The sequence below is a fragment of the Bordetella genomosp. 7 genome, assembly GCF_002261265.1.
In the GTDB taxonomy this organism is placed as follows: Bacteria; Pseudomonadota; Gammaproteobacteria; order Burkholderiales; family Burkholderiaceae_B; genus Bordetella_A.
Window position 1 is genome coordinate 320,600 of sequence record NZ_NEVK01000006.1, and the last position, 24,902, is coordinate 345,501.

Annotated in this window: 23 protein-coding genes; 8 read left to right on the forward strand and 15 right to left on the reverse strand. The window is 66.3% G+C overall.

Annotated features, from left to right (window positions below):
• Positions 1 to 35 precede the first annotated feature (35 nt).
• The 4 genes from tilS to cysS form a co-directional block, all read right to left on the reverse strand.
• Positions 36 to 1,022 carry a tRNA lysidine(34) synthetase TilS gene (gene tilS / locus CAL19_RS12350; protein WP_249276320.1) on the reverse strand — a complete coding sequence of 329 codons (987 nt, stop codon included), beginning with the start codon at positions 1,020 to 1,022 and terminating at the stop codon, positions 36 to 38.
• A 129-nt stretch (positions 1,023 to 1,151) separates the two neighbouring features.
• Complete coding sequence (locus tag CAL19_RS12355; RefSeq protein WP_026640152.1) at positions 1,152 to 2,117, reverse strand: acetyl-CoA carboxylase carboxyltransferase subunit alpha; 966 nt, start codon at positions 2,115 to 2,117, stop codon at positions 1,152 to 1,154.
• 33 nt (positions 2,118 to 2,150) lie between these two features.
• Positions 2,151 to 2,792 (reverse strand): DNA-3-methyladenine glycosylase family protein, encoded by a 642-nt coding sequence (locus CAL19_RS12360; RefSeq protein WP_026640151.1) that lies wholly within the window; start codon positions 2,790 to 2,792, stop codon positions 2,151 to 2,153.
• A gap of 14 nt (positions 2,793 to 2,806) precedes the next feature.
• A complete protein-coding gene (cysS, locus tag CAL19_RS12365; RefSeq protein WP_094796913.1) occupies positions 2,807 to 4,267 on the reverse strand; it encodes a cysteine--tRNA ligase in 1,461 nt (486 codons plus the stop codon).
• 231 nt (positions 4,268 to 4,498) lie between these two features.
• Between cysS and CAL19_RS12370 the strand changes: the two genes are divergently transcribed.
• From CAL19_RS12370 to CAL19_RS12380, 3 genes are all read left to right on the forward strand, one after another.
• On the forward strand, positions 4,499 to 5,188 hold the full coding sequence (locus CAL19_RS12370; RefSeq protein ID WP_026640149.1) for a tetratricopeptide repeat protein: 690 nt from the start codon (positions 4,499 to 4,501) through the stop codon (positions 5,186 to 5,188).
• A 134-nt stretch (positions 5,189 to 5,322) separates the two neighbouring features.
• Positions 5,323 to 5,832 carry a peptidylprolyl isomerase gene (locus CAL19_RS12375; RefSeq protein ID WP_094797166.1) on the forward strand — a complete coding sequence of 170 codons (510 nt, stop codon included), beginning with the start codon at positions 5,323 to 5,325 and terminating at the stop codon, positions 5,830 to 5,832.
• The gene (locus CAL19_RS12380) at positions 5,825 to 6,595 is read left to right on the forward strand and encodes a UDP-2,3-diacylglucosamine diphosphatase (protein ID WP_026640147.1); all 771 of its coding nucleotides are present in this window, start codon (positions 5,825 to 5,827) and stop codon (positions 6,593 to 6,595) included. The genes CAL19_RS12375 and CAL19_RS12380 overlap by 8 nt, the downstream gene beginning before the upstream one ends.
• A 46-nt stretch (positions 6,596 to 6,641) precedes the next feature.
• On the opposite strand, the gene CAL19_RS12385 is transcribed toward CAL19_RS12380, so the two are convergent.
• The 3 genes from CAL19_RS12385 to CAL19_RS12395 all read right to left on the reverse strand — a co-directional run bounded on the left by CAL19_RS12385 (position 6,642) and on the right by CAL19_RS12395 (position 10,072).
• Entirely contained in the window at positions 6,642 to 7,505 is an 864-nt protein-coding gene (locus CAL19_RS12385; protein WP_026640146.1) for an undecaprenyl-diphosphate phosphatase, read from the reverse strand.
• Positions 7,506 to 7,528: 23 nt separating this feature from the next.
• Complete coding sequence (locus CAL19_RS12390) at positions 7,529 to 9,115, reverse strand: TerC family protein (RefSeq protein WP_026640145.1); 1,587 nt, start codon at positions 9,113 to 9,115, stop codon at positions 7,529 to 7,531.
• A gap of 174 nt (positions 9,116 to 9,289) precedes the next feature.
• The gene (locus tag CAL19_RS12395) at positions 9,290 to 10,072 is read right to left on the reverse strand and encodes an inositol monophosphatase family protein (RefSeq protein ID WP_026640144.1); all 783 of its coding nucleotides are present in this window, start codon (positions 10,070 to 10,072) and stop codon (positions 9,290 to 9,292) included.
• Positions 10,073 to 10,191: 119 nt separating this feature from the next.
• Here CAL19_RS12395 and CAL19_RS12400 point away from each other — a divergent pair, with 119 nt between their 5' ends.
• Positions 10,192 to 10,959: an RNA methyltransferase gene (locus CAL19_RS12400; RefSeq protein ID WP_026640143.1), complete on the forward strand. Its 768-nt coding sequence runs from the start codon at positions 10,192 to 10,194 to the stop codon at positions 10,957 to 10,959.
• A gap of 139 nt (positions 10,960 to 11,098) precedes the next feature.
• Here CAL19_RS12400 and CAL19_RS12405 read toward each other — a convergent pair whose 3' ends face one another.
• Entirely contained in the window at positions 11,099 to 12,091 is a 993-nt protein-coding gene (locus CAL19_RS12405; RefSeq protein WP_026640142.1) for a Bug family tripartite tricarboxylate transporter substrate binding protein, read from the reverse strand.
• A gap of 193 nt (positions 12,092 to 12,284) precedes the next feature.
• Between CAL19_RS12405 and CAL19_RS12410 the strand changes: the two genes are divergently transcribed.
• Positions 12,285 to 13,043, forward strand: coding sequence for an IclR family transcriptional regulator (locus CAL19_RS12410; RefSeq protein ID WP_026640141.1), 759 nt, complete (start codon positions 12,285 to 12,287; stop codon positions 13,041 to 13,043).
• A gap of 1 nt (position 13,044) precedes the next feature.
• On the opposite strand, the gene CAL19_RS12415 is transcribed toward CAL19_RS12410, so the two are convergent.
• The 6 genes from CAL19_RS12415 to CAL19_RS12440 form a co-directional block, all read right to left on the reverse strand.
• The gene (locus CAL19_RS12415; RefSeq protein ID WP_026640140.1) at positions 13,045 to 13,890 is read right to left on the reverse strand and encodes a mechanosensitive ion channel family protein; all 846 of its coding nucleotides are present in this window, start codon (positions 13,888 to 13,890) and stop codon (positions 13,045 to 13,047) included.
• 121 nt (positions 13,891 to 14,011) lie between these two features.
• Positions 14,012 to 15,109, reverse strand: coding sequence for a DUF1513 domain-containing protein (locus tag CAL19_RS12420; protein WP_026640139.1), 1,098 nt, complete (start codon positions 15,107 to 15,109; stop codon positions 14,012 to 14,014).
• Positions 15,099 to 16,169: an imelysin family protein gene (locus CAL19_RS12425; protein WP_081745735.1), complete on the reverse strand. Its 1,071-nt coding sequence runs from the start codon at positions 16,167 to 16,169 to the stop codon at positions 15,099 to 15,101. The genes CAL19_RS12420 and CAL19_RS12425 overlap by 11 nt, the downstream gene beginning before the upstream one ends.
• Before the next feature lie 23 nt (positions 16,170 to 16,192).
• Complete coding sequence (locus CAL19_RS12430; protein ID WP_038852408.1) at positions 16,193 to 17,701, reverse strand: di-heme oxidoredictase family protein; 1,509 nt, start codon at positions 17,699 to 17,701, stop codon at positions 16,193 to 16,195.
• The gene (locus CAL19_RS12435) at positions 17,698 to 18,996 is read right to left on the reverse strand and encodes an imelysin family protein (protein ID WP_026640136.1); all 1,299 of its coding nucleotides are present in this window, start codon (positions 18,994 to 18,996) and stop codon (positions 17,698 to 17,700) included. The genes CAL19_RS12430 and CAL19_RS12435 overlap by 4 nt, the downstream gene beginning before the upstream one ends.
• A gap of 94 nt (positions 18,997 to 19,090) precedes the next feature.
• The gene (locus CAL19_RS12440) at positions 19,091 to 19,669 is read right to left on the reverse strand and encodes an antibiotic biosynthesis monooxygenase (protein ID WP_094796915.1); all 579 of its coding nucleotides are present in this window, start codon (positions 19,667 to 19,669) and stop codon (positions 19,091 to 19,093) included.
• A gap of 292 nt (positions 19,670 to 19,961) precedes the next feature.
• Here CAL19_RS12440 and CAL19_RS12445 point away from each other — a divergent pair, with 292 nt between their 5' ends.
• Positions 19,962 to 20,516 (forward strand): NADPH-dependent FMN reductase, encoded by a 555-nt coding sequence (locus CAL19_RS12445; protein ID WP_026640135.1) that lies wholly within the window; start codon positions 19,962 to 19,964, stop codon positions 20,514 to 20,516.
• A gap of 110 nt (positions 20,517 to 20,626) precedes the next feature.
• Here the strand turns inward: CAL19_RS12445 and CAL19_RS12450 are convergent, their stop codons facing one another.
• Positions 20,627 to 20,848, reverse strand: coding sequence for a dodecin (locus CAL19_RS12450; protein WP_026640134.1), 222 nt, complete (start codon positions 20,846 to 20,848; stop codon positions 20,627 to 20,629).
• A gap of 185 nt (positions 20,849 to 21,033) precedes the next feature.
• On the opposite strand from CAL19_RS12450, the gene mutS reads away from it, so the two are divergent.
• Together mutS and CAL19_RS12460 are read left to right on the forward strand one after the other, a co-directional pair.
• Positions 21,034 to 23,715, forward strand: coding sequence for a DNA mismatch repair protein MutS (gene mutS, locus CAL19_RS12455; RefSeq protein WP_432759164.1), 2,682 nt, complete (start codon positions 21,034 to 21,036; stop codon positions 23,713 to 23,715).
• Positions 23,712 to 24,902: a cupin domain-containing protein gene (locus tag CAL19_RS12460; RefSeq protein WP_094796916.1), complete on the forward strand. Its 1,191-nt coding sequence runs from the start codon at positions 23,712 to 23,714 to the stop codon at positions 24,900 to 24,902. The genes mutS and CAL19_RS12460 overlap by 4 nt, the downstream gene beginning before the upstream one ends.

The window sequence follows — 24,902 nt, forward strand, 5'->3', positions numbered from 1 at the left end:
ATTTTAACAGGGGCGCGATTTTGCGCAGAGCACGCCTACGGATGCCCCTGGTGCCGCGGCTCGATCCACACCCTGCCGCGGTGGCACCGGACGACATGCCCGGCATGGGCCACGCGCATCTGCCGGTCGTGGCCCAGGCTGTGCAACTGCCGCAACTGGCGCAGCATATCGGCCAGGCGCGCGCCGGTAGGCATCGCGGCCCCGTTCAATGCCAGCCAGTAGCGAAGCGCCTGCGCCTGGCGGGCCAGCGGAAGCTGGCGCCACGGCGCCAGCGCGAAGCTGGTGTTGTCGGCCGATGGCTGCAGCGCGGCCAGATCGGCGCGCGCAACGTCTTCGACAATGGCGGCCGCCTCGGCCATATGGCGCGCATGCTCGGCAAGCCGGGCCTGCCACCCCGGCCAGCGCGCATCGAGCACCGGGCCCAGCAGTTCGCGGACTGCGGCGCGGGTATAGCGCGGGTCGGCGTTGGTGGGGTCGTGCACGGGGTGCCAGCCATGCCGCCCGGCGAAGGCCTGGGCCGCACGCAGGATCTCGGCGCGATCCTGGTCCAGCCAGGGCCGCAGATAGGTCTGGCCATCGCGCTGTATGGCGGGCGCCATGGCCGCCATGCCTTGCAGGCCGGCGCCGCGCAGCAGGCGCAGCAATACGGTTTCTGCCTGGTCGCGCTGGTGGTGAGCCAGCAGGATATGCGTCACGCCATGCGCCTGGGCCAACCCGGCGAGCGCGGCGTACCGGGCATTGCGCGCGGCGGCCTCGATGCCCAGGCCGCTGTTGCCATCTACCTGCACGTGCGCCACGTGCACCGGCAGCTGCAGGATACGGCCCAGTTCGCGGACACTGCCCGTCCATTCATCCGCGGCGGCCTGCAGGCCGTGGTGCACATGGAAGATCTGCAATGCAATGCCACGCTCGAGGGCCAGCGGCGCGGCGTGGGCGGCCAGCATGGCCGAATCGGCGCCGCCGCTGACGGCCGCCGCCACCCTTGCCTCACTGCCCTGCAGGGGTTGCAGGGCCGAGGCCAGCGCGCGGGCAAGCGGCACTGACGGAAAGACGGGGGCAGCCGCCCGCGTGTCGGTCGGGCCGGCCGTGCCGGGCGGTTCGCCGGGTTTCATCATGGAAACGACCCCTGCGGGCCCGGCCCAGGCGCCGGGTTATCCGCGGACTTCCTGGAACTTGCCGTATGACAGCAGGCGCTGCATACGCTGCTCGATGAGCTGATCGGGCGTCATGCCGCGGAACTGGCGCAACGCATCGCCCAGGGCGCGACGCAGCAGGCGCGCCATGACGCGCGGGTCGCGATGCGCGCCGCCCACCGGCTCGTTGACCACGCGGTCGATCAGGCCCAGGTCTTTCAGGCGCGGCGCGGTAATGGCCAGGGCCTCGGCCGCGTCGGAGGCTTTGTCGGCGCTGCGCCACAGGATGGACGCGCAGCCTTCTGGCGAAATGACCGAATACGTGGCGTACTGCAACATCAGTACGGCGTTGCCCACGGCGATGGCGAGCGCGCCGCCCGAGCCGCCTTCGCCGATGATGGTGGCGATGATGGGCACCTTGAGTTCCGCCATGGCGTACAGGTTGTGGCCGATGGCCTCGGACTGGCCGCGCTCTTCGGCGCCCACGCCCGGGTAGGCGCCGGGGGTGTCGACGAACGTGAACACCGGCAGGTTGAATTTTTCGGCCAGCCGCATCAGCCGCAGGGCTTTGCGATAGCCCTCGGGGCGCGGCATACCGAAGTTGCGCGCGGCCCGCTCTTTGGTGTCGCGCCCTTTCTGGTGCCCGATCACCATGCAAGCCGCGCCGTTGAACCGCGCCAGCCCGCCCACGATGGACTGGTCGTCGGCGTACATGCGGTCGCCGTGCAATTCGTGGAAGTCGGTGAAGATTTCCCGCACGTAGTCCAGCGTATAGGGCCGCTGCGGATGGCGTGCCACCAGCGCGGTTTGCCAGGGTGTCAGCTTGCCGTAGATTTCCTTGGCCAACGTCTGGCTTTTCTGCTGCAGGCGGCCGATTTCGTCGGAAATATCCACCGCGGAATCAGCCTGTACATAGCGCAGCTGCTCGATCTTGTTTTCAAGCTCGGCCAGCGGTTGTTCGAATTCAAGGAATGTATTGCGCATGAAGTAAGGTTCCGTTATTGGGCGCCCGGCGTATCAGTTGGCAACCGGCTTGGTTTCCAGACTGCGCCACAAATACCAGGTCGCCACGGTACGCCAGGGCTGCCACGCGGACGAGACCTCGCGGGCCTCGAAGCGCGAGACAGGTTCTCCGCTGAAGTAGTGTAGCGAGATTGCCTTGAGCAATCCCAGATCGTCCAGCGGCAGGACGTCCGGCCGCTGCAGATTGAAAATGAGGAACATCTCGGCCGTCCAGCGGCCGATGCCGCGAATGGACACCAGTTCCGAGATGACGCTCTCGTCGTCCATGGCCGCCCATTTTTCGGGATGCACGCGGCGTTCGCTGAAATGGACGGCAAGATCTTGCAGGTACTCGGACTTGCGCTGCGACAGGCCAGCCTGCCGCAGATCCGCAGTTTGCAGGCCCAGCACGCCGGCGGGCGTGGGACGCTTGCCCACGGTGTCGAGCAAACGCTGCCACAGCGCGTCGGCTGCCTTGGTGGAGATCTGCTGCCCCACAATGGCGCGCGCCAGCGTGATAAACGGCGTGCCCCGCGAAGTCAGCCAGGCTTCGGCATGCTGTGGGATCAGCTTTTTCAGGATGCGGTCGCGGCGCATGAGATGGGCGACCGCTTCTTCCCAATACGGCGGCTTGGCGGCGATGTCGGCGGCGGGCATGTCGGCGGTCTTCCTCAGGCGCGCCGCCACTGCGTGTGGCCGCCGGGCTTGTCGTCGAGTTCGATGCCCGCCTCGCGCAAGGTGGCGCGGATGCGGTCGGCCTCGGCGTAGTCGCGCGCCTGCTTGGCAGCGGCGCGCGCAGCGACCAGGGCGTCGATCTGGGCGTTGTCGAGCCGGGCCGCGGGCGCCTCGGCCTGTGCCAGCCCGGCTGCCGAATAGCGCGTGGGGCTTTGCAGGTACTGGGCGGGATCTTGCTGCAACAACCCCAGCACCGCTCCCAATGCCTTGAGCTGGCCGGCGCTGCGCGCGCCGCCCGTGCGGTTGGCATCGGAAGCCAGCTCGAAGAGCGCCGCCATGGCCCCCGACGTATTGAAATCGTCGTCCATGGCCGCCTTGAACGCCTGGGCGTGAGGCTCGTGCCAATCGACGCCCTGGTCATCGGGCGCCACGTTGGACAGCGCCTGGTACAGGCGGTCGATGGCGTTCTGCGCGTCGACGAGGTTGTCGGGCGTGTAATTCTGCGGGCTGCGGTAGTGATTGCGCACGATGAAAAAGCGCAGCATCTCGGCTTCGCGCGGGTTGACCGTGTAGTCGGCCTGGCCGTCGGGCGCCTCGCCCTGCGCGATGGTCTGGCGGATGGTGCGGAAATTGCCCAGCGACTTGGACATCTTGTCGGCGTCGACCATCAGGGGGCCGCAGTGCATCCAGATGTTGGCCAGCATGCCTCCGAACGCGCCTTCGGTCTGGGCGATTTCGTTTTCGTGGTGCGGAAACTTCAGGTCCGGGCCGCCCCCATGGATGTCCAGGGGCAAGCCCAGCAGCGCGTGGCTCATGGCCGAACACTCGATGTGCCAGCCGGGGCGTCCCAGCCCGTAGGGCGACTGCCATTTGGTGTCTTCGGGCTCGTCGGGCTTGGCCGCCTTCCAGAGCACGAAGTCCAGCGGGTCGCGCTTGGCCGAGGCCACCGCCACGCGCTCGCCGGCGCGCAGGTCGTCGAGCGCCTTGCCCGAGAGCTTGCCGTAGCCTTCGAAGCCGCGCACGGCATAGTTGACGTCGCCGTCGTCGGCACGATAGGCCAGACCTTTTTCTTCCAGGCGGCGGATGATGTCGAGCATCTGCCCGACATACTGGGTGGCGCGCGGTTCGCGGTCGGGCGGCTGCACACCCAGGGCGCGCTCGTCAGCATGCATGGCGGCGATATAGTATTCGGTAACCTCGCCGATGCGGCGCCCGGTTTCCACGGCCCGCCGGATGATCTTGTCGTCGATGTCGGTGATGTTGCGCACATAGTCGACGGCCAGTCCGCTGGCGCGCAGCCAGCGCTGCACCACGTCGAAGGCCACCAGCATGCGCGCATGCCCCAGGTGACAGTAGTCGTACACGGTCATGCCGCAAACGTACATGCGCACCTGGCCGGGCCGGGCCGGCTTGAATGGTTCTTTAGTACGCGACAACGTATTGTAGATATGCAGCATGACGCTTAGGCTGGCCTCGAGATGTTGCGGTGCGTGCCCCATGGGGCGTCCGCGCCGGCGCGCCTGGCGCCGGCTAAATGCGGCATGGACCAAGCCAGGCCGCTCCGTGCCCTGGCGCTTCGGTTCTAGTGAAGCCAGAACGCAACCGGGGCTAAAATGGCGGTCGTCAAGTATAGCAAGCGGCCTCGACGCGCGCCGGGTGCGCCGGGCCGATTTTTAACGGATGCCCTCGTGACCATCAATCACCTTTACCGCAACACCCTGTTGGCCGTGGCGCTTGCCGCCCTTTCGGGCGGCGCTGCATGGGGCCAGGCAATGGGCGGCGGAGACGCGCTGCCCAACGCGAGCGGCACCGGGCTCACCAAACTCGATCCGCCGCCCCCCGAACGCGGCTGGAAGGCGCTGGCCAACCTGCTCGAGGCGCTCAAGCCGAACGTGGACACCCGGCTGGATCCCACGCCTTCGCAAATCACCAGCCATATCGAGCGCCTGCTCAACCAGGGCCGCAACGAAGAAGCGCTGCAGATGATCGAAAAGCGCGAGGCCGAGATCGCGGGCCAGCGCGGCACCGACGTGCAGCTTATGTTCCAGCATGCGCGCGCCCTGGCGGCGCTGGGCCGCACCGACGAGGCCATCGCCATGTACACCGAGATGACCGCGCGGTTTCCCGAGCTGCCCGAGCCCTGGAACAATCTTGCCGCGCTGTACGCCAAGCAAGGCGATCTCGACCAGGCCCACGACGCCTTGCAGATGGCGTTGCGCGCCAACCCCGACTACCCCGATGCGCGCGCCAACATGGGCGACATCCAGCTGATGATGGCCTTGCGCACTTATCGCAATGCCGCAAAACAGGGCGTGCCCGGCATGGATGCCAAGGCACGTGAAATCGAAAACCTGCTGAAGGAAAGCCAACAACGATGATTTCGCGCTACCCTCATCTACGTATGCTGCGCCTGCTGGCGTGCACCTTCGCGCTGGCCACGATGATGCCGGCGCCCGCCGGCGCACAGCCGGCCGCCTCTTCCAACCCTACCACCTCAGAAGGCACCAAACCCATGAGCACCACTCCCCGCGTCAAACTGCAAACGAACCAGGGCGAAATCGTCATTACCCTGGACGCAGAAAAGGCGCCCAAGACTGTCGAGAACTTCCTCGGCTACGTCAACAGCGGCTTCTACAACGGCACGGTGTTCCATCGCGTCATCGATGGCTTCATGATCCAGGGCGGCGGTTTCGAGTCGGGCCTGAAGCAAAAGCCCACCCAGGCTCCCATCGAGAACGAAGCCGACAACGGCTTGAAGAATGAAAAGTACACGCTGGCCATGGCGCGCACCAGCGACCCGCACTCGGCCACGGCCCAGTTCTTTATCAACGTCGCCGACAACGACTTCCTGAACTTCACTGCGCCCACGCCCAACGGCTGGGGCTATGCCGTATTCGGCAAGGTCACCGAAGGCACGGACGTGGTCGACAAGATCAAGGGCGTGAAGACGGGCAACAGCGGCTTTCACCAGAACGTGCCCACCGAAGACGTGATCATCGAAAAGGCCGAAGTCGTTGAATAACGTTGCATTGCGGGGCCCGATATGGCTGGCTTCCGATGTGCACCTGGGGCCGGCCACGCCGGCCACGGCCGAGGCCTTCGTGGGGTTTCTGGAATCCGCGGCGGATGAAGCGGCCGCCCTGCTCCTGCCGGGCGATATTTTCGACGCCTGGATCGGCGACGACACGATACAGGCCGCTCCTCCATGGCTGGCCCAGGCGCTGCGCGCCTTGCAACACACGGCCGCCCGCATCCCCGTTTGGCTGGGGCGCGGCAACCGCGACTTCCTGATGGGGGCCGGTCTGGCCGATGCCGTGGGCGGCCGTTTGCTGCCCGATCCGGCGCTGCTGGAAACCGACTACGGCCGCATCCTGCTCAGCCACGGCGATGAATACTGCACGGACGACGCCGCTTACCAGCAGTTTCGCGCCATGGTGCGCGATCCGCGCTGGCAGGCGCAGTTCCTGGCCAAGAGCATTCCCGAACGCCTGGCCATGGCGCAGCAGGCACGGGGCGAAAGCCAGGCTGCCAACCAGATGAAGTCGGCCGAGATCATGGACGTGAATCCGCGGGCCGTGGAAGACGCCTTCCGCGCCGGCGGCGTGGACATCATGGTGCACGGCCACACGCACCGGCCCGGCCGCCACGTGCTGATGGTCGATGGGCGCCGCCGCGAACGCTGGGTGCTGCCCGACTGGGACTGCGACCACGCCGAGCCGCCACGCGGAGGCTGGCTGGTCATCGACCGCGACGGGCCGGTTCTTTACGACCTGGAAACCGCCTGACTCAAAGGGCGGCGCTGGCGCCGCCCTTTGTGGCGGCCCCGCCAGGTTACTTGCCCAGCAGCCAGATTGCCACGACGATTCCCAGGGCGATGCGATACCAGGCAAAGCCCTTGTAGGTGTGGTTGGCCACGAACCGCAGCACGGCCCGCACCACCACCAGCGCGCTCAGGAAAGCGGCGATGAACCCTACCGCGATGGCAGACAGGTCCTGCTGGGTCAGCAGGCCGATGTTGCGGTACATGTCGTAGGTGGCCGCGCCCAGCATGGTGGGCATGGCCAGGAAAAACGAAAACTCGGTAGCGGTCTTGCGCTGGATGCCGGCGATCATGCCGCCGATGATGGTGGCGCCGGACCGCGATGTGCCGGGTATCATCGCCACGCACTGCGCCACCCCCACCCCCAACGCCTGCTTCCAGGTGATCTGCTCGAGCGAGAATGCCGTGGCGCGCTCGTCGGATGCCGTGTCGTCGGCCGCACCGGGCGCGTCGCCCGGCGTATGATGCGCCTTGCGCTCTACCCACAGCATCACCAGGCCGCCCAGCACCAGGGTCACTGCCACCACGCCGGGATGGTAGAAAATCTGCTTGATGCTGCTGATGAAAATGGCGCCCACGACCGCGGCCGGCAGGAACGCCAGGGCCAGGTTGCGCGTAAACGCCACTTCGACCGGCACGCCGGCCAGGGTGCCGCGGATCAATTGCCAGAGCCTGGCCCGGAACACCCACATCACTGCCAGGATCGAGCCCAGCTGGATCACCACCTCGAACACCTTGCCCGAACTGGATTCGAAGCTGATCCAGTCACCCACCAGAATCAGATGCCCTGTGCTGGACACCGGGATGAACTCGGTGAGCCCTTCGAGGATGCCAAGAAAGAATGCCTTGATCAGGTGTAGCGTGCTGTCAGTCACAATTTGCTGGGTCGCGGTTGGGGTCAATGGCTGTCGACGGGTTCTTCGGCTTCGGCGGAGGCCAGGGGCAGGCGCTCGACCCGCACCGACGCGATGCGCCGGCCGTCGAGTTCAAGCACCTCGAAGCGGAAGTGATGATGCGGGTCGTCGTAGTCGCACGCGTTACCGGGCTCGGGCAGGTGCCCGAATCGCGCAAGCAGGTAACCCGCCAGCGTGGAATAGTCTTGCGAATCGTCGATAAGGCCTTCGGTTTCAAGCACTTGCTCGACGTGATGCAAGTCGGCCGCGCCGTCGATCCTCCAGACGTTGTCTTGCAATGGGGTGATATCGGGCGTTTCGTCCTCGTCGGGGAATTCGCCGGCGATGGCTTCGAATACATCGATGGGGGTTACCAGCCCTTCTATCGCGCCGAACTCGTCGGCCACCAGCACCAGCTGGCCGCGTGACCGCTTGAGGGTATCCATCAGGCGCAGGATGCCGATGGATTCGTGCACGATGATCGGGTCGCGCAGGCGATCGCGGCGCAGGCGTTGCTCGGTGATAAGGTCGGCCACCAGGTCCTTGGCTCGGCCGATGCCGATGACCTCGTCAAGCGAACCGCGGCACACGGGGAAGAAACTGTGCGGCGCCTCGGTGAGCTGGCGGCGGATCGTGTCGGCGTCGTCGTCGATATTGACCCACGACACATCCGTGCGCGGCGTCATGATGGACCGGATGGAGCGTTCGGCCAGCGTCAGCACGCCGCTGACCATGTTGCGTTCCTCGACGCCGAACGCAGGCACGGCGGGGCCGCTCGCATTGGCGGCCACCACTTCTTCGCCGTCCGGCGGACGCTTGCCCAGCATGCGCAGCACCGCCGATGCCGTGCGCTCGCGCATGGGGCGCGTAGCATCCAGGCGCAGCAGATTGCGCCGCGCCACCTGGTTCAGCGCCTCGATCGCCACCGAAAAGCCGATGGCGGCATACAGGTAGCCCTTGGGCACCTTGAAGCCGAACGATTCCGCCAGCAGCGAAAAGCCGATCATCAGCAGGAAACCCAGGCACAGCACGACGACCGTGGGGTGCGCGTTCACGAAGCGGGTCAGCGGCTTGGACGCGAGCAGCATGACGCCGATGGCTACCGTGACGGCGATCATCATGATGGCAAGGTGGTCGACCATGCCTACCGCAGTGATCACCGAATCGAGCGAGAACACCGCGTCCAGCACCACGATCTGCAGCACGATGACCCAGAAGCTGGCATACACGCGCGGCCCCGACGTCTGGGTCGCATGGCCGCCTTCCAGCCTTTCGTGGAGTTCAAGCGTGCCTTTGAACAACAGGAACAGCCCGCCCACAAGCAGGATGAGGTCGCGTCCGGAGAACGTAAGAGGCCCGATGGAGAACAAGGGAGCGGTCAGGGTGACCAGCCAGGACATGACTGAAAGCAGGCCCAGCCGCATGAGCAGGGCCAGGGACAGCCCGACGATGCGCGCGCGATCGCGCTGCGCCGGCGGCAACTTGTCGGCCAGGATGGCGATGAAGATCAGGTTGTCGATCCCGAGGACGATCTCGAGAACGACCAAGGTAAGCAGGCCGACCCACGCGGCGGGATCCTGCAGCCACTCCATCGAGTGCTCCAAAAGTTGCGAAACCGCCAATCGTACCCGGATTTGACGTCACATGCGGGCGACTTGCCGGCAGATCGCGCCGGGAAACGTGTCGATTTTTAACGACGCCGGCGGCGTTGTCGCGGGCGGCGCGCCCCGGGGCGCCATGGCCCGCGGCACGCCGCGCCGCCGAATTCAGGCCTGCCTGGGCTGCAGGGCGGCGAGCATCTGGGTGAAGATCTTGGGGCTGCCGGCCAGCACGTTGCCGGAATCTTGCCAGCCCTGCTCGCCGTCGAAGTCGGCGACCAGCCCGCCCGCTTCCTGCACCAGCAAACTGCCGGCGGCGAGATCCCAGGGCTTGAGCCGCACCCCGCAGAAACCGTCGATGCGGCCCGCCGCCACATAGGCCAGGTCCAGCACCGTGGAGCCCAGGCGGCGCACCCCGGTGCTGCCTTCGGCCAGCTGGCGGAAGCGGCCGCCGCCGGCGTCGATGTCGCCCGACTTGGGCCAGTGCGCCCCCAGCAGGGCTTCGCTGTAGCGCGTACGGCCCGAGACCCGCACGCGGCGGTCGTTCAGGAAGGTGCCGCTGCCCCGGCTGGCGGTGAATAGCTCGTTGCGCGACGGGTCGTAGACCACTGCCTGCGTGATCTGCCCCCGCTGCGCCAGCGCGATGGACACGGCATAGTGAGGCAGGCCGTGGATGAAGTTCGTGGTGCCGTCCAGGGGGTCGATGATCCACTGGAACTCGGCCTGTTCCGGGCCTTGCAGGCCGTACTCCTCGCCGAGCACGGCGTGGTCGGGATAGGCGGTGCGCAAGGTCTCTACAATGGACTCTTCCGAGGCACGGTCGACTTCCGTGACATAATCGCGCGGGCCCTTGCGAGCCACGCTGAGTCGTTCCAAATCGAGGCTGGCACGGTTGATGATGGTGCCGGCACGCCGGGCCGCCTTGATGGCGATATTGAGCATCGGGTGCATAAGATTCCGTACGTATGCGGTAAGGGCCGCCACCCGGGCGGCCTTGCCGCGCACCGGTACAGCGGCGCGGCAACGACCCCAAAAACCAGGAAAGCGTTAAGCCAAACTCGGCATTTTAAATGACTCAAGCCTTTTCACGTGTTCAGTTCATTATGGTGCAGCCCAGCCACCCCGGAAATGTGGGTTCCGCCGCGCGCGCCATCAAGACCATGGGCTTTTCCGAGCTGGTGCTGGTCGAGCCCCGCTACCCCGACATCACGACCCAGCCCGAAGCGGTAGCGCTGGCAAGCGGCGCGAGCGACATCCTGCAGCGGGCCCGCGTGTGCGCCACGCTGGAAGAGGCCCTGGCGCCTGTTACGCTGTCGTTCGCCCTGACCGCCCGCGTGCGCGACCTGGGCCCCCCGCCCTGCGATATCCGCCAGGCCGCCCTGCTGGCCAGCAGCCACCTGGCCACCCCCGGCACAGGTTGCACCGCGGTGGTGCTGGGCACCGAGCGGGCGGGGCTGACCAACGCGCAGATTGCCCTGTGCCACCGCATCTGCCACATTCCGGCCAACCCCGAATACAGTTCTCTGAACGTGGCGCAGGCCCTGCAGCTGGCGGCCTGGGAATTGCGCTATGCGCTGCTGCAGGCCGCCGCCGCGCCGCTATTGCCCGTATCTGCGGCGCAGCAGGCCGATCCTGGCGCAGCGCCGGCCACCGGCCAGGCCGTGCAGGCCTTTCTGGCGCATTGGGAAGAAGCGCTGGTGCACGTGCAGTTCCTGGACCGCGCCCACCCCAAGAAGCTGATGCCGCGCATGCGCCACCTGTTCAGCCGGTGCGCGCTGACGCGCGACGAGGTGGACATGCTGCGCGGGGTATGCACGGCCATGTTGCGCAAAAAATAAAAGCCCGTTCGGGACGGCCGGTTGGGGACGGCCCGTTCGGGACTACGTCCGGAATGACAAAGCCCCCTTTGCAGGGGGCTTTTCGGACAGATCCGCCCGGGCGCGGGACGACGCCCGCGGCCCGGCGGCGCCGCGTGCTTCAGTCGACCTGCGCGCCCGAGGCCTTGACGACCGGGGCCCAGTTCTCGACTTCCGACTTGATGAACACGCCAAACTCGGCCGGCGTGGTCTTTTCACCGACGGCGCCCAGGCCGGCGAAGGCCTTCTGCACGTCGGGGTTGTCTTGCGCCTTGACGATCACGGCGTTCAGCTTGTCGATGACTTCCTGGGGCGTACCGGCCGGGGCGATGAGCCCGAACCAGGACGACACGTCGAAGTTATCGAAACCGGCTTCCTGCATGGTGGGCAGGTCGGGCGCGGTGGGCGAACGCTTGGCAGTGGTGACCGCCAGCGCCTTGAGCTTGCCGCCCATGACGTGCGGCCAGGCCGAGGGCATGTTGTCGAACATGTACTGCACCTGCCCGCCGATCAGGTCGGTTACCGCAGGAGCGCTGCCCTTATAGGGCACGTGCAGCACGTCCAGGCCGGTGCGCTGCTTGAACAGTTCGCCCGCCATGTGGATGGAAGTGCCGCTGCCCGAAGATGCAAACGCCAGCTTGCCGGGGTTGGCCTTGGCGTAATCCACCAGTTCCTGCACCGACTTCACCGGCACTTCAGAGTTGACCACGAGGACATTGGGCACCTTGGCGCCCAGCGCCACCGGCGCGAAATCCTTGGTGAGGTCGAACGATACGTTCTTGTACAGCGTCTGGTTGATGGCGCTGGTGACGGCCACGAACAGCAAGGTGTAGCCGTCGGGCGCAGCGCGCCTGACATAATCGGTGGCGATGTTGCTGCCCGCGCCCGGCTTGTTCTCGACCACGAACGACTGACCCAGCTCCTGGGTGAGTTCCTTGGCCATGATGCGGGCGATGACGTCGGTGGTGCCGCCGGCAGAGAAGCCGACCACGATATGCACCGGTTTTTCTGGATAGGCTGCCTGCGCGCTTGCGCCCAGTGCGAGCGCGCCCACGGCGCCGGCCAGCAGCGTCGCGGCGTGGCGCAGGAAGCGGGTTTTGTGACCTTGGGCCATCAGAGTCTCCTGTAGAAATGGTCCGGGGTACGGACAGGCCAAGCTGTCCGTTGTACGGACATACTAGATTTTGTTCGGCAGCCGATTTTCCACTAGGCAAGCGGCCTAAGGCAAGGTAGAGTCCATTGTGCGGACACTTGGATACCGCCTCGTACCCAGTTCCCCTACTTTTCATGCTTTACTCGAGAGTTGCATGTCGATTGCAGATCAATCTTCCGGTCCGCGCACCTTGCGCCGCGGGCTGGCCGTACTGGCCGCGCTGCGCGACCAGGGCGCCGCGGGGCTGAGCGTCACGGACATCGCTCGCCTGACCTCGATCCAGCGTCCTACTGTCTATCGCCTGCTGGCCGCGCTGATGGAATCCGGTCTCGTGCTGGCCATCCCTGGCACCAAGAAATACCGTGCGCAGTGGTCGGCCATCGCCGACTCGACCACGCCGGACCCGCGCGTCGCGCAAACCCTGCCCATCTTGCGCCGACTGGCCGAACGCACCGGCGACGCGGTATTTCTGGTGGTGCGCGAAGGCGACGAGTCAGTCAGCCTGCACCGCGAGATCGGCGGCTACCCCGTGCAGATCCTGGCCACCTATGCCGGCAAGCGGCAGCCCCTGGGCGTGGGCTCGGGCGGCATGGCGATCCTGGCCGCCCTGCCCGACCCGGTGGCCCACGGCATCATCGAAAGAAACGCCAGCTACCTGGACGAATACGGCGGCATGACGCCCCACGAAATGCGCAGGCTGATCGAAAACACCCGGGCGCGCGGCTATTCGGTAGTGGGCAACCATGCGGTGCGCGGTGCGCTGGGCGTGGGCTGCGCCCTGCTGGACCCGCAGGGCGCGCCGATTCTGGCCATCAGCGTCACGGCCATCATCGATCGCATGCCGGCGCCGCGCCAGCGCGAGATCGCCAGCTGGATCAACGCCGAACTGGCGCGCCTTTCGCTGCGCGCCTGAATCAGGCGGCCGGCGCGCCGCCTTCTTTCTGCGGCGCCGCCTGGATCTCGCGGATGGGAATCGCCGGCTTGAAGCCGGACTGGCTCATTGTCAGGCGGATCTGGTGGAACAAATCCCAGCGCAGGTCCCAGTATTGCGCGGCATTGCACCACATGCGCACGTTGACCACCGTGCCATTGTCCTTGTATTCGACAACCTTGACCTGCGGCGCCGGTTCCTTCTGCACCAGCGGATGACTGCCGACGATCTCCGTCAGGCGTTGCAGCGCCGCATCGAGATCGTCGTCGTAGTGCACCGTTACCGGAATATCCAGGCGCCGCGTCGTGTTGCGGCTGTAGTTGGTGATCGTGGCGTTCCACACCACGCTGTTGGGCAGCGTGATCTGTATGCCGTCGGCCTGCACCAGGCGGCACAGAAACAGCCCGACTTCGGCCACCGTGCCTTCGGTGCCGCTGCTCAAGGCCACGTATTCGCCGGCGCGCAGCGGACGCAGCATCAGCAACATGATGCCCGCCGCAATGTTCTGCAAGGTGTTCTGCAGAGCCAGGCCCACGGCCAGGCCGGCCGCGCCCAGTACGGCAATCAGGCTGGCCGTCTGCACCCCGAAGCGCGCCAGTACCGCGATCACGGTGAAGATGCGCACCGCCCACACCACCACGGTGTAGAACATGGGCACGATAGTGGGATCGATGCGCGGCGACCGGGTGGCGGCGCGCCGCACCCAGCGACCCAGCAGGGCCGATATCCACCAGCCGACGACCAGGATGACCAGCGCCAGGACAATATTGATGGCGCCGTCGGCCAGCCGCGGCAAAACTGTTTCGAGACTTACCAGGTATTCGTTCATGGAGCTTCCAACCTATGCGGTGCCATGCAGGCCCGGCAACTCGCCGAGCCTGATCACAGACGCGGAAGAATTTATCAGATGAGCGCGGGCGCCGGCCACGGCGACGCTCGCAAGAATAACGCTATACCTTGCGGAAATGGTTATCCCACGATATCGAGGCGGACGGCGGCAGCACCGCGTCGCCGGGCAGCCCCGGTCCGGCCCGGACCAACGCTCCCAGGCCGCTATTGACCAGGAAACGCCCCTCGGCCAGGGGCGCCACACCGCAACCGTCGGCCAGGCGAGTCACGCCCAGGCAGCGGCCGCCGTCGGTATCCCAGTACACCACTTGCCCGCCCACCGGGCTGCTGGTGGCCAGCACGCGGCCGGCCGGATCCACGGCCACCGAGCCCACGTAATTGCGAAAACCGCGCAGCACTTCAGAGGGGCCGGCGAACAACTCGGGCGAGCGTCCGCGGCGATGCCGCCCCACCAGCGGCGGCCGCTCGGAATCAGGGCCGGTATGCTGGCAGCCAAACCACACCGCGCCATCGGCCGCCACGGCCAGATGGCGTATCGACAAACGATGATATTCGGCAGGCAGCTCGACCTGTTCCAGCAGGCGGCCATCTTGCGCATCCACGTAGGCCAGCGAAGGCCGCATCGTATCCAGGTTGAGTTCGAGCTTGCCGTAATCCGGGTGAGTAAGAATGCCGCCGTTGGCCACGCACACGGTGCGGCCGTCGTTGAGCAGCACGGCTTCGTGCGGTCCGATGCCGCCGGTTTCGAATTCGCCTATACGCCGGAAGTTTCCGCCGGGCGAGGTGTCATACACGCCCAGCACGCCATAGCCGGCTTCATAATGATTTTCCGTAGCCACCATGCGTTGCCCGTCGGGCAGGAATACGCCGTGCCCGAAGAAGTGGCGGCCCTGGGCTGCCTGCAGCGGCATCGGCGGCTCGGCGCCATCCAGACGAAAAGCCACGGCGAAAAAGCCCGGCTGGCGGCCGAACACGACCGCGCGGCCGCGCGCCGGATCGAGCGCGAAACTGTGGCCGCGAGCCGGCATGGGCACGATCTGCAGGTCGCGGCCCCGTGCATTCAGCACCACGGCTTCGTAGCGCCCGGCGCTGCGGCGCGCCGCCAGATACAGCGCCTGTTGCTGCGCCGCCTGCACCACGCCGGGCGCCAGGCCGGCGGCAGTGGCCAGCGCAAGAAAGCGGCGGCGGTCAATCACCATCGAGCGCATTGAATCCAATGGCGACTCCCAGCGCGGGAGCCATGTGCTGGTCGACAATGTCCTTGGCATTTTTCAGGATCATTCCGGCCAGGGCCAGGCGTTGCCAGCCGGCCTGGTCAGCCAGCGCCTGCGCCACCGGAACATCCGCCTCGCTGAAAATGGCGGCTGCGCGAGCCAGCTCGCCGTTCAGCGAGGCCTCGATCCAGCTTTCGCCATCGGCATACCGGTATGCTCCAGCCTGGTAAAACGCCTGCATGCCGCGCAGGCTGGCCGCCAGCGCCGGCAGCGTCATGTCGCTGCGCCAGAATGCGGCCCGCTTGGGCCGGGCGGCCTGCACCGAATCGCCCAGCACGGGCAGCAGCTTGACGTCGCGTGCGAACTGCAGCCCGGTGGACAATGCCTTGACCGCTTCGGCGGCGACTTCCTGCGGCGAGCGATAAAGGTCGTTGCCGGCCGAAGGCTGGGTGAACTGCCTGCCGAAGTCGCCCTGCGCGCTCCAGGCCTGTTGCAGTTCGCGCGATACGTCGGCAACGTTGCCCGCCACTGCTACCGCGTAGCGACATGCAAATGCGTGATCGGGCTGCGCCGGCGCGTCGAGCAGGCCAGGCGCGTCATACAGCACATATTCCAAGGCAGGCAGGCCCTGCAGCGCAACGCTGCGGCCCGCCAGGGCCTGGGGCTGCAACACGCCCGCATCGCCCTCGGCCAGCAGCGCGCGCACCTGGCGTTGCATCACGCCGCGCGTATCGGGCCAGAACGCCAGGCGTTCAAAGCGATTGCCCTGCACCAGCGGCCCGAACCGCAGGAACTCGACGCCCGACCAGGCCAGCACCGTGTCGCGAAATGCCTGGCGCACCGCCGGCGCGCCTTCGGGGCCGCCGCCCTTGCCGCACCATGTGTCCAGGCTTTGATGGAGTTCAACGGCCTGCTGCGCCAGTGCGGTGACGGCGGGCCTGGCATAGCCGTCGGCCAGGCGCGCGCCCAGATCGGGCGCCGGGCCCGCCGGCGCGACGGCGGGAACCAGCATCATGGCGGCGAAGCCCAGTTTGCGTATCAGCATGTTCATACTCCCAGGCTCCCCGGTTATAGCGATTCCAGGAAGCGGATCAAGTCGGCGCGCTCTTGCGGCGTCATGGCCACGACCCGGTCGCGCGCGGCCTGCGCCTCGCCGCCGTGCCACAGAATGGCCTCGAGCAGCGTGCGTGCACGGCCATCATGCAGCCACGTGGCATTGGGGTTGACGGTGCGCGTCAGGCCTATGCCCCACAAGGGCGGCGTGCGCCATTCGCTGCCGCTGGCCAGGTCTTCCGACACGCCGTCGGCCAGGCCCTCGCCCATGTCGTGCAGCAGCAAATCGGTATATGGCCAGATCAACTGGAAACGGTGCTCGGGCCGTTTCGCGTCGCGGCTGGTGACGTATTTGGGCACGTGGCAGGCCACGCAGTTGGCCTCATAGAAAAGCCGCTTGCCGGCCAGCACGCGCTTGTCATCGATGTCGCGCCGCTGCGGCACAGCCAGGTTCAGCGAATACATCGTGACAAAGTCCATGAGCTCGCCAGGCACTTCGTGCTCGCCCAGGCGGGGCTGCGCGCCATGCGGCATCTTGAAGCAGGCCTCCTGTCCCGGGCGGCATTCGCCATAATGGCTGGTGAACAATGGCGTGGACAGGCCCATATCGTTGGAAAACGCCACCGCGCTCTGCTGCTCCACGGTCGGCTGGCTGGCCTTCCAGTTGAAGCGGCCCAGCACGCGCTCGCCGGTGCGCACGTCGCGCACCCAATTCGGACGCCCGCTGACGCCGTCGCCATGATCGGCCGCCGCATTGGCCAGGATATCGGCCGGATGGATGGCTTCGAGCAAGCCCAGGCCTATCATGGGCGGCGCGAGCCGCGCAGAGATCTGCACATCCGGGCGCAGCGGCCCATAGCCGGGGTTCTCGATACGGTAGGCGGGCTTCATCAGGGTGGCCGTTTCCCCGCCATTGAGCTCGACCACGACAGGTTCGTACTCGATCTCCATCCGCCCTTCGGCGGGCAGGCCGGGCACGGCGAAATTCTGCAATTGCGAGCCATATACCGGTTCGGGCACGAAGGGCAATTCGCCCGAAGCCAGCAGGCGTCGATGTTCGTCGGTACTGGGCGGCACGGCCAGGCGCAACAACAACGCCACGGCATCGGAACGTTCCATCGGGTCGAAACCCGGCACCGTGCCTCGCCCGTCTTTGGTATGGCAGGCCTGGCAAGACCGCGCGTTGAACAGCGGCCCCAGGCCATCGGACGCCTGGGTGGACGACGGCGAAGACACCCAGTCTTTGCGGAACAGGCCGTTGCCCACCAGGAATTGCTGGCGCCCCTCGAACGTCAGGTTGGCAGAGGGCTGCGAAAAAATGTCGGCGTTGATCAGCTTGCGCGTGGTGGCCGCGCCCGCCGACATGGCCTCGAACTGCTCGGCCTGAGAAAAATCGCGGGTAGCAGCGGTAACCTTGGTGACGCGCTCGCGGTCGGCGGGAGTCAGGTCATCGCGCACCGGGGGCGACGCGGCGGCGCCGGCCACCGCCAGCGCCGCCAATACTGCAACTACAGTCTTGCTCACTGGAATACGGCTTCCGGCTTGTCGAGGCTGTCGGAGCCTTCCAGGGTCACATCGCCCAGCTCCAGGACGGCAATGACGCGCTCCAGGCTGCGGGTCTGGTCGATGAGCCGGTCGATGGCGGCCTGCACCACGGCGTTGCCTTCGGCATTGCCGCTGGCAATCATCTGATCGTAGGTCTCGACCTTTTCGGCCCGGTCGCGCATGGCCTGCATGGCCGCCACGGTCGCGTCCAGCTTGGCACGCATTTCTTCGTCGAGCTTGGGATCACGCGCCTTCACCAGGTCCGACAGGCTGGGACCGGACACGGTCTTGCCATCGACACGATCGTACGAACCCAGGTACACGTTGCGAATGCCCAGCTGGTTGTAGTAGTGCGAGTTATGCGTGTTGTCCGAGAAGCAGTCGTGTTCCTCTTCGGGGTCGTGCAGCATCAGGCCGAGCTTCATGCGCTCGCCCGCCAGCTCTCCGTACGACAGGCTGCCCAGGCCGGTCAACATGGCCACCAACCCGGCCTTCGGATCTTCTTCGACCGCCTTGCGGGCCTCGCCGTCTTGCTTCCAGTTGCCCACCATGGTTTCCAGGTCGGACACCAGCAGATCGGTCACCGCGCGCAGGAACTGTACGCGCCGCTCGCAATTGCCGCCGGTGCAGTTGGCGGTATCGAAATCGGTATGCGGACGGTTGCCGGCATGGCGCTCTTGCGGGGTACCCTTGCGGTCGGCCGGCGCCGGACCGGTGCCGTTCAGGTCCTGGCCCCAAAGCAGAAACTCGATCGCGTGGTACCCGGTAGCCACGTTCGCCTCATTGCCATCGGCCTCGTGCAGCGTCTCGGCCAGCAGTTCCGGCGTAATGGTGGTGACGTCGATTGTCTTGCCGCCCACCGAGATCTTGGAATTGGCGATCACGTTCACCGCGTAGAACGCGTTGGCGTCGCTTTCGGTGCCATACGAGGCGTCCACGTAGTCGATCAGGCCCTCGTCCAATGGCCATGCGTTCACGCTGCCTTCCCAGTCATCGACAATGGAGTTGCCGAAGCGGAACGCTTCCGTCTGCTGATACGGCACACGCGCAGCCAGCCACGCCGCGCGTGCGGCCTGCAGCGTCTGCTCGCTGGGCTTGTCGATCAGCGCCTGGATCGCCGTGCGCAATGCCTTGGCCGACTCGAGCGAATCTTCGTAGCCGGCGAGCGCCACGTCGGAATAGGTCTTTACCACCGCCTTGGGCTCAACGGCCGACTGGGCCGCGCCGGCCGCCATTGAAGCGGCCAGCAGTGCGCCATAAAGCAACTTGCGCATCAAAACACTCTCCTTTATTTGAAAACGCGCCCCCCGCGTGGCGCGCTTTTCCTGTGGTTGAAAGTTTGCAAGCGCAAGTGTAAACAATTTTCGTTTAGCATACAGAAGAAAGTCGCCTTCCCTTCTTTACGCGTGGGCCCGCCGGCCGCAACCAGCCCTTCAACAAACGGGTGACCACGGGAATGCAAACAAAAGAAAGGATCGGCGTCATACATACGGTGGTGACGAACACGCGCCAGAACACCGGCATTGCGCTCAACTGGGCGTTGAGCAGGATGCTGAACACCAGCAGCACCGGGAAGTACGCGATCCAGATGCTGACGGCCTGCTTCCACCGTGGCGGCGCCGCATGCGCGGGCCCGAACCACGTATCCATGCCGCTCACCCTGTGCACACGACTGGCCCGCACGAGGTCAGCGCCGCGCTCAAGCCACATGCGACGGGGCAAGGAGTTTTCCCAGCGCGCCAGGCTGGCGGCGTCGGCAAAGCGCAGCACAATCTGATATTGATCGCCGCCCTCGGGGGGCAGCAGCACGCCCGAGCCCAGGAACCCCGGGAAACCTGCCGCAAGGATTTCGCCCTGGCGCATCCAGGCAAGGAAATCCCCATAACGTTCCGGGGCGATATGCCGGGTAACAAGCATCGTGACGGGCGCGGAAGACGGGACAGACATGCATGCTCCTGATGACAATTCGGGCGGGCGGCACGGGCCGGATTGCCCGCTCAACTCAGTGTTAACCCTAGCAATGTCCATGCCAACTCGCGGCAGCCCCGATTGGCCGCGCCCCCGCCCGCTCTGCCCCGCTTTCCCGCATTTTTGTGCACCGCAGCGATCCACCGGCATCGGGCATTTGCACCGTTCTGGCGCGCATCGGGCCAATACGGGCCGAGGCGATCCCTTATTGAGCGTGGCGCGCGCGCAGGTCTACACTGGACACTCATTTCCCCTTGGAGCAGTCGTCATCATGAGCAATCACAAGATCGCGGTATTGGTCGGTAGCCTGCGCGCAGCATCGTTCAACCTGCGCCTGGCGCGCGCCCTTGAAAAGCTGGCTCCGGATACGGTCGAGTTCGAATACGCCAGCCTGGGCGACGTGCCGCTCTATAACCAGGACAACGAAATGTCCATGCCGCCGCAGGCGGCCGCACTGAAAGACCTGATTGCACGCGCCGATGGGCTGCTGTTTGTCACGCCCGAACACAACCGCTCGATACCTGCAGCCCTGAAAAATGCGATCGACTGGGGGTCGCGACCGTGGGGCCAGAATTCCTGGACGGGCAAGACCGCAGGCATCGTGGGCACGTCGCCCAGTGCGGCCGGCACTGCCATGGCTCAACAGCATCTGCGCAACATCCTGGCCGCCGAAGGCGTCAACGTCATGACCACGCCCGAAGTCTTCCTGCAATACACCGATGGCCTCATCGACGACCAATACACCATCACTAACGAAGGCACGCGCAAGTTCTTGCAGGGCTGGCTCGACGGATACGTCGCCTGGGTGGCGAAACTGGCCGGCTGATTCGCCCGCCGTGCCGGACACGGCCCGGCAGCCTTCGCCAAGCGCTTAGGTGCCCGGAATCCCGAAAGGGCCGGGCACTTTTTATTTACGCGGCAATCAGCGCCCGCCGCTTAGTCGCCGTCTTCCAGGCGCATGCCGATCTTCAGGCCGACCTGCCAATGTTCGATCTTTCCGTCCTTGATGTGGCCGCGCAATTCGGTCACTTCGAACCAGTCAAGGTTGCGCAGCGTTTCCGATGCCCGCGCAATGGCTTGCACAATGGCGTCATCGGACGACTTCGTAGACGATCCGACCAGCTCGATCTGCTTATAGACATGACTGTTGTTGGACATTGCTCGTCTCCTGCAAGAAAATTGCGACAAGCCAAGGCGGCAAGCCGCCGCCCGTGATCGGGCCAACCCATTGTGGCACGCCCGGGCGCGCCTGCCTATGCGCAAGCGGCGTGCCGACCGCCGGCTCGGCGGGATGAGTTCTAATAGGCGGTGTTGGTTTACCCGAGACCGAAGAATTCCCATCAATGTCGAAGCAAAGCGCCAAAGATCTTTCCGCCGGGCCGGGCGGCAACAGCTCCAACGACAACCTGGCCGGCCACACTCCCATGATGCAGCAGTACCTGCGCCTGAAGGCCGAGGCAGGCGCCCTGCTGCTGTTCTATCGCATGGGCGACTTCTACGAAATGTTCTACGAAGACGCCGAACGCGCCGCCCGCATGCTGGGCCTGACGCTGACCAAGCGCGGCACCTCCAACGGCACGCCCATTCCCATGGCCGGCGTGCCAGTGCACGCGATGGAGCAGTACCTGGCGCGGCTGGTCGGCCAAGGCGAATCGGTGGCCATTTGCGAACAGATCGGCGACCCTGCCGCGGCCAAAGGCCCCGTTGAACGGCGCATCGTCCGCATCGTCACACCGGGCACGCTCACCGATGAAGCCCTGCTGCCGGCCAAGGCCGACCGCGCGCTGGCAGCGGTGTTTGTCTCGGGCAAGGCGCGCAACCTGCGTGCGGGCCTCGCGTGGCTCAACCTGGCCAGCGGCGAATTCCGCGTGACCGAGTGCGCCCCCGCGCAACTGGAATCCGAGCTGCATCGCATCGCCCCGGCCGAACTGATATGCGCCGAAAGCGCCGACCTGGCGCTGGCATATGAAGGTGCGCGCTCCCGCGTACCCGACTGGCATTTTGAAAGCGACGGCGCGCGTGCCCACCTGCTGGCGCACTTCAAGACCGACACGCTGGCCGGTTTCGACGTCGAAGACATGCCCGCAGCGATCTGCGCCGCCGGCGCGCTGTTGCGCTACGCGGCGCGCACACAGTCGCGCGCGCTCGCACATGTACAAAGTATCGCGGTAGACCGGCCCGGCCAGTATGTACTGATGGACCCGGTGACACGGCGCAACCTGGAACTGACGCAGACACTCAGCGGCGAAGACTCGCCCACCGTCTTCTCGCTGCTCGATGGCTGCCGCACGCCCATGGGCAGCCGCCTGCTGCGCAGGTGGCTGCACCATCCCCTGCGCGAGAACGCACCCGCGCTGGCGCGCCAGCAGGCCATTTCAGCCCTGCTGGCCGGAAGGCTCGATTCCGGCGAGCCCTTCGCTTGCGCGGATCTGCTCGACACCCTGCGCTCGGCGCTGGATGCCTTTCCCGACGTCGAGCGGATATCGTCGCGGCTGGCGCTGCGCTCGGCGCGCCCCCGCGAACTCGCCAGCCTGCGCGACGCCCTGGGCGCGCTACCCGCCTTGCGGGCCCTGGTCGAGCCGCTGCATAGCTCGTCGCGGCTGGCCGCGCTGGCGGCCCACCTTACACCCGATCCCGCCGCGGCTGCCTTGCTGCAGCGGGCCATCGCGCAGGAACCCGCCGTGGCAGTACGCGACGGCGGCGTCATCGCAGCGGGCTTTGACGCCGAACTGGACGAACTGCGCGGCCTGGCGGCCGATGGCGGTGATTACCTGCTGCAGCTCGAAACGCGCGAACGCGAACGCACGGGCATCGCCAATCTGCGCGTCGAGTTCAATCGCGTGCACGGCTTCTATATTGAAGTCACCCGAGGCCAGGCAGACAAAGTCCCCGACGACTACCGCCGCCGCCAGACGCTCAAGAATGCCGAACGCTACATCACACCCGAACTCAAGGCGTGGGAAGACAAGGTGCTGTCGGCCCAGGATCGCTCGCTCGCGCGTGAGAAGTGGCTCTACGAGCAAGTGCTGGATGCATTGGCCGAACACGTCAGCGCCCTGTCCGAATGCGCGGGCGCCCTGGCCGAGCTCGACACCCTGGCCGCGCTAGCCGAGCATGCCCGGCGACATGCCTGGGTGGCCCCCGAACTCACCGAGCAGGCCGAAATCGACATCGACGCCGGCCGCCATCCGGTCGTGGAACGCTCCATCGAACGCTTCACGCCCAACAGTTGCCGGCTCGATCCCATGCGCCGCATGCTGCTGATCACCGGCCCCAACATGGGCGGCAAGTCCACCTATATGCGCCAGGTGGCCCTGATCGCGCTGTTGGCGCGCACCGGCAGCTTCGTGCCGGCGCAGCGGGCCGCAATAGGCAGGCTCGACCGCATCTTCACGCGCATCGGCGCGGCCGACGATCTGGCGGGAGGGCGTTCCACATTCATGATGGAAATGACCGAGGCGGCGGCCATTCTTGCCGCCAGCACGCCGAACAGTCTGGTGCTGATGGACGAGATCGGCCGGGGTACTTCTACCTATGATGGGCTGGCGCTTGCCTGGGCAATCGCCTTGCGGCTGGTTACCCACAACCGCGCCCTGACGCTGTTCGCCACGCATTATTTCGAGCTCACGCGCCTGCCGGCCGAACAGCCCACCGCGGCCAACGTGCACCTGGCGGCCGCCGAATCGGCGGGCGGCATCGTGTTTCTGCATGAAGTGCGCGACGGCCCTGCCAGCCGCAGCTACGGCATCCAGGTCGCGCAGCGCGCCGGCGTGCCGGCTGCCGTCATCCGGCACGCCACGCGTGAGCTCGAACGCCTTGAAGCGCAGGGCGCGCCCACGCCGCAGCTGGGCCTGTTTGCCGCTGCCATCGAAGCGGACGCGCAAGCCGGCGCCGCGAGCGACCAATCCGACGAGTCGCTTGCCCTGCTAGCGCTGCGCGACGAACTCGCGCAGATCGACCCCGACAGCCTGACGCCGCGCGAAGCGCTGGACGCGCTGTACCGACTGAAGGCCTGCCTGCCATGAACACCCAACTACCGCTGACCCTGCTGGGCGGCCTGAGCCCCGACGATTTCATGCGCCGCTATTGGCAGCGCAAGCCATTCCTGATCCGCCAGGCGATCCCCGGCTTCAAGCCGCCGGTAAGCATCGCCGCGCTGAAAAAGCTGGCGCGCAGAGACGATGTGGAATCGCGCCTGATCTGGCGCGAGGCAGGTCAATGGCAAATGGAAGAAGGCCCGTTCGCCCGCCTGCCCCGCAAAGACGAGCCCGACTGGACGCTTCTGGTGCAAAGCGTAGACCTGCACAGCGACGCCGCCTCGTCTCTGCTGCAGCAGTTCCGCTTCATTCCCGACGCCAGGCTCGACGACATCATGATCAGCGTCGCGTCCGACGGTGGCGGCGTCGGCCCGCATTTCGACAGCTACGACGTTTTTCTGCTGCAGGCCAGCGGGCGCCGCCGCTGGCGCTACGGCCGCCAGAAAGACCTGTCGCTGCAGCCCGGCCTGCCGCTGAAGATACTGCAGCAGTTCACGCCCGAGCACGACGTCGTGCTCGAGCCCGGCGACATGCTGTACTTGCCGCCCCAGGCGGCGCACGACGGCATCGCACTGGGTGACGATTGCATGACCATCTCTGTCGGCTTTCGCGCCCCCACGCAGGCGGCGCTGGCGCGCGGACTTCTCGAGGCGGCGGCCGACCAGGCCATGGCGCGTATCGGGCTCCTGGGCGGGCCCTATGGCGAACCACCGTTGCCCGGGCCTCGCCTGGACGCTCTGTACCGCGATCCCGGCCAGCCAGCCGTGCAGACCCCTGCCGCACTGCCGGATTCCCTGGTGCAGGCCACGCTCGACACCCTGACGAAAATCCGCTTCGACGATGCGCTGGCGTCGCGCTTTCTGGGCTGCTGGCTGACCGAACCCAGCAATCTGGCCGTATTCGAGCCCGAGCCGCCACCCGGCGTGGACCTGGCCAGCCAATGGCCCGAAAGCGGCACATTGCGGCTGGACCGCCGCACCCGCATGCTATACCGAGGCCGCCAGTTGTTCATCAACGGCGAAACCGCTCCCGTACCGGCCGATGGCGCGTTGCGCATACTGGCCGACGAACGTCGGCTGGACTGTGCCAGCCCGAAATGCGCGCGCCTTACGGACGCGGCTCGCGAATGCCTGGCCGACTGGCTCGATGCAGGCTGGTTGCACTACCAACCGTAG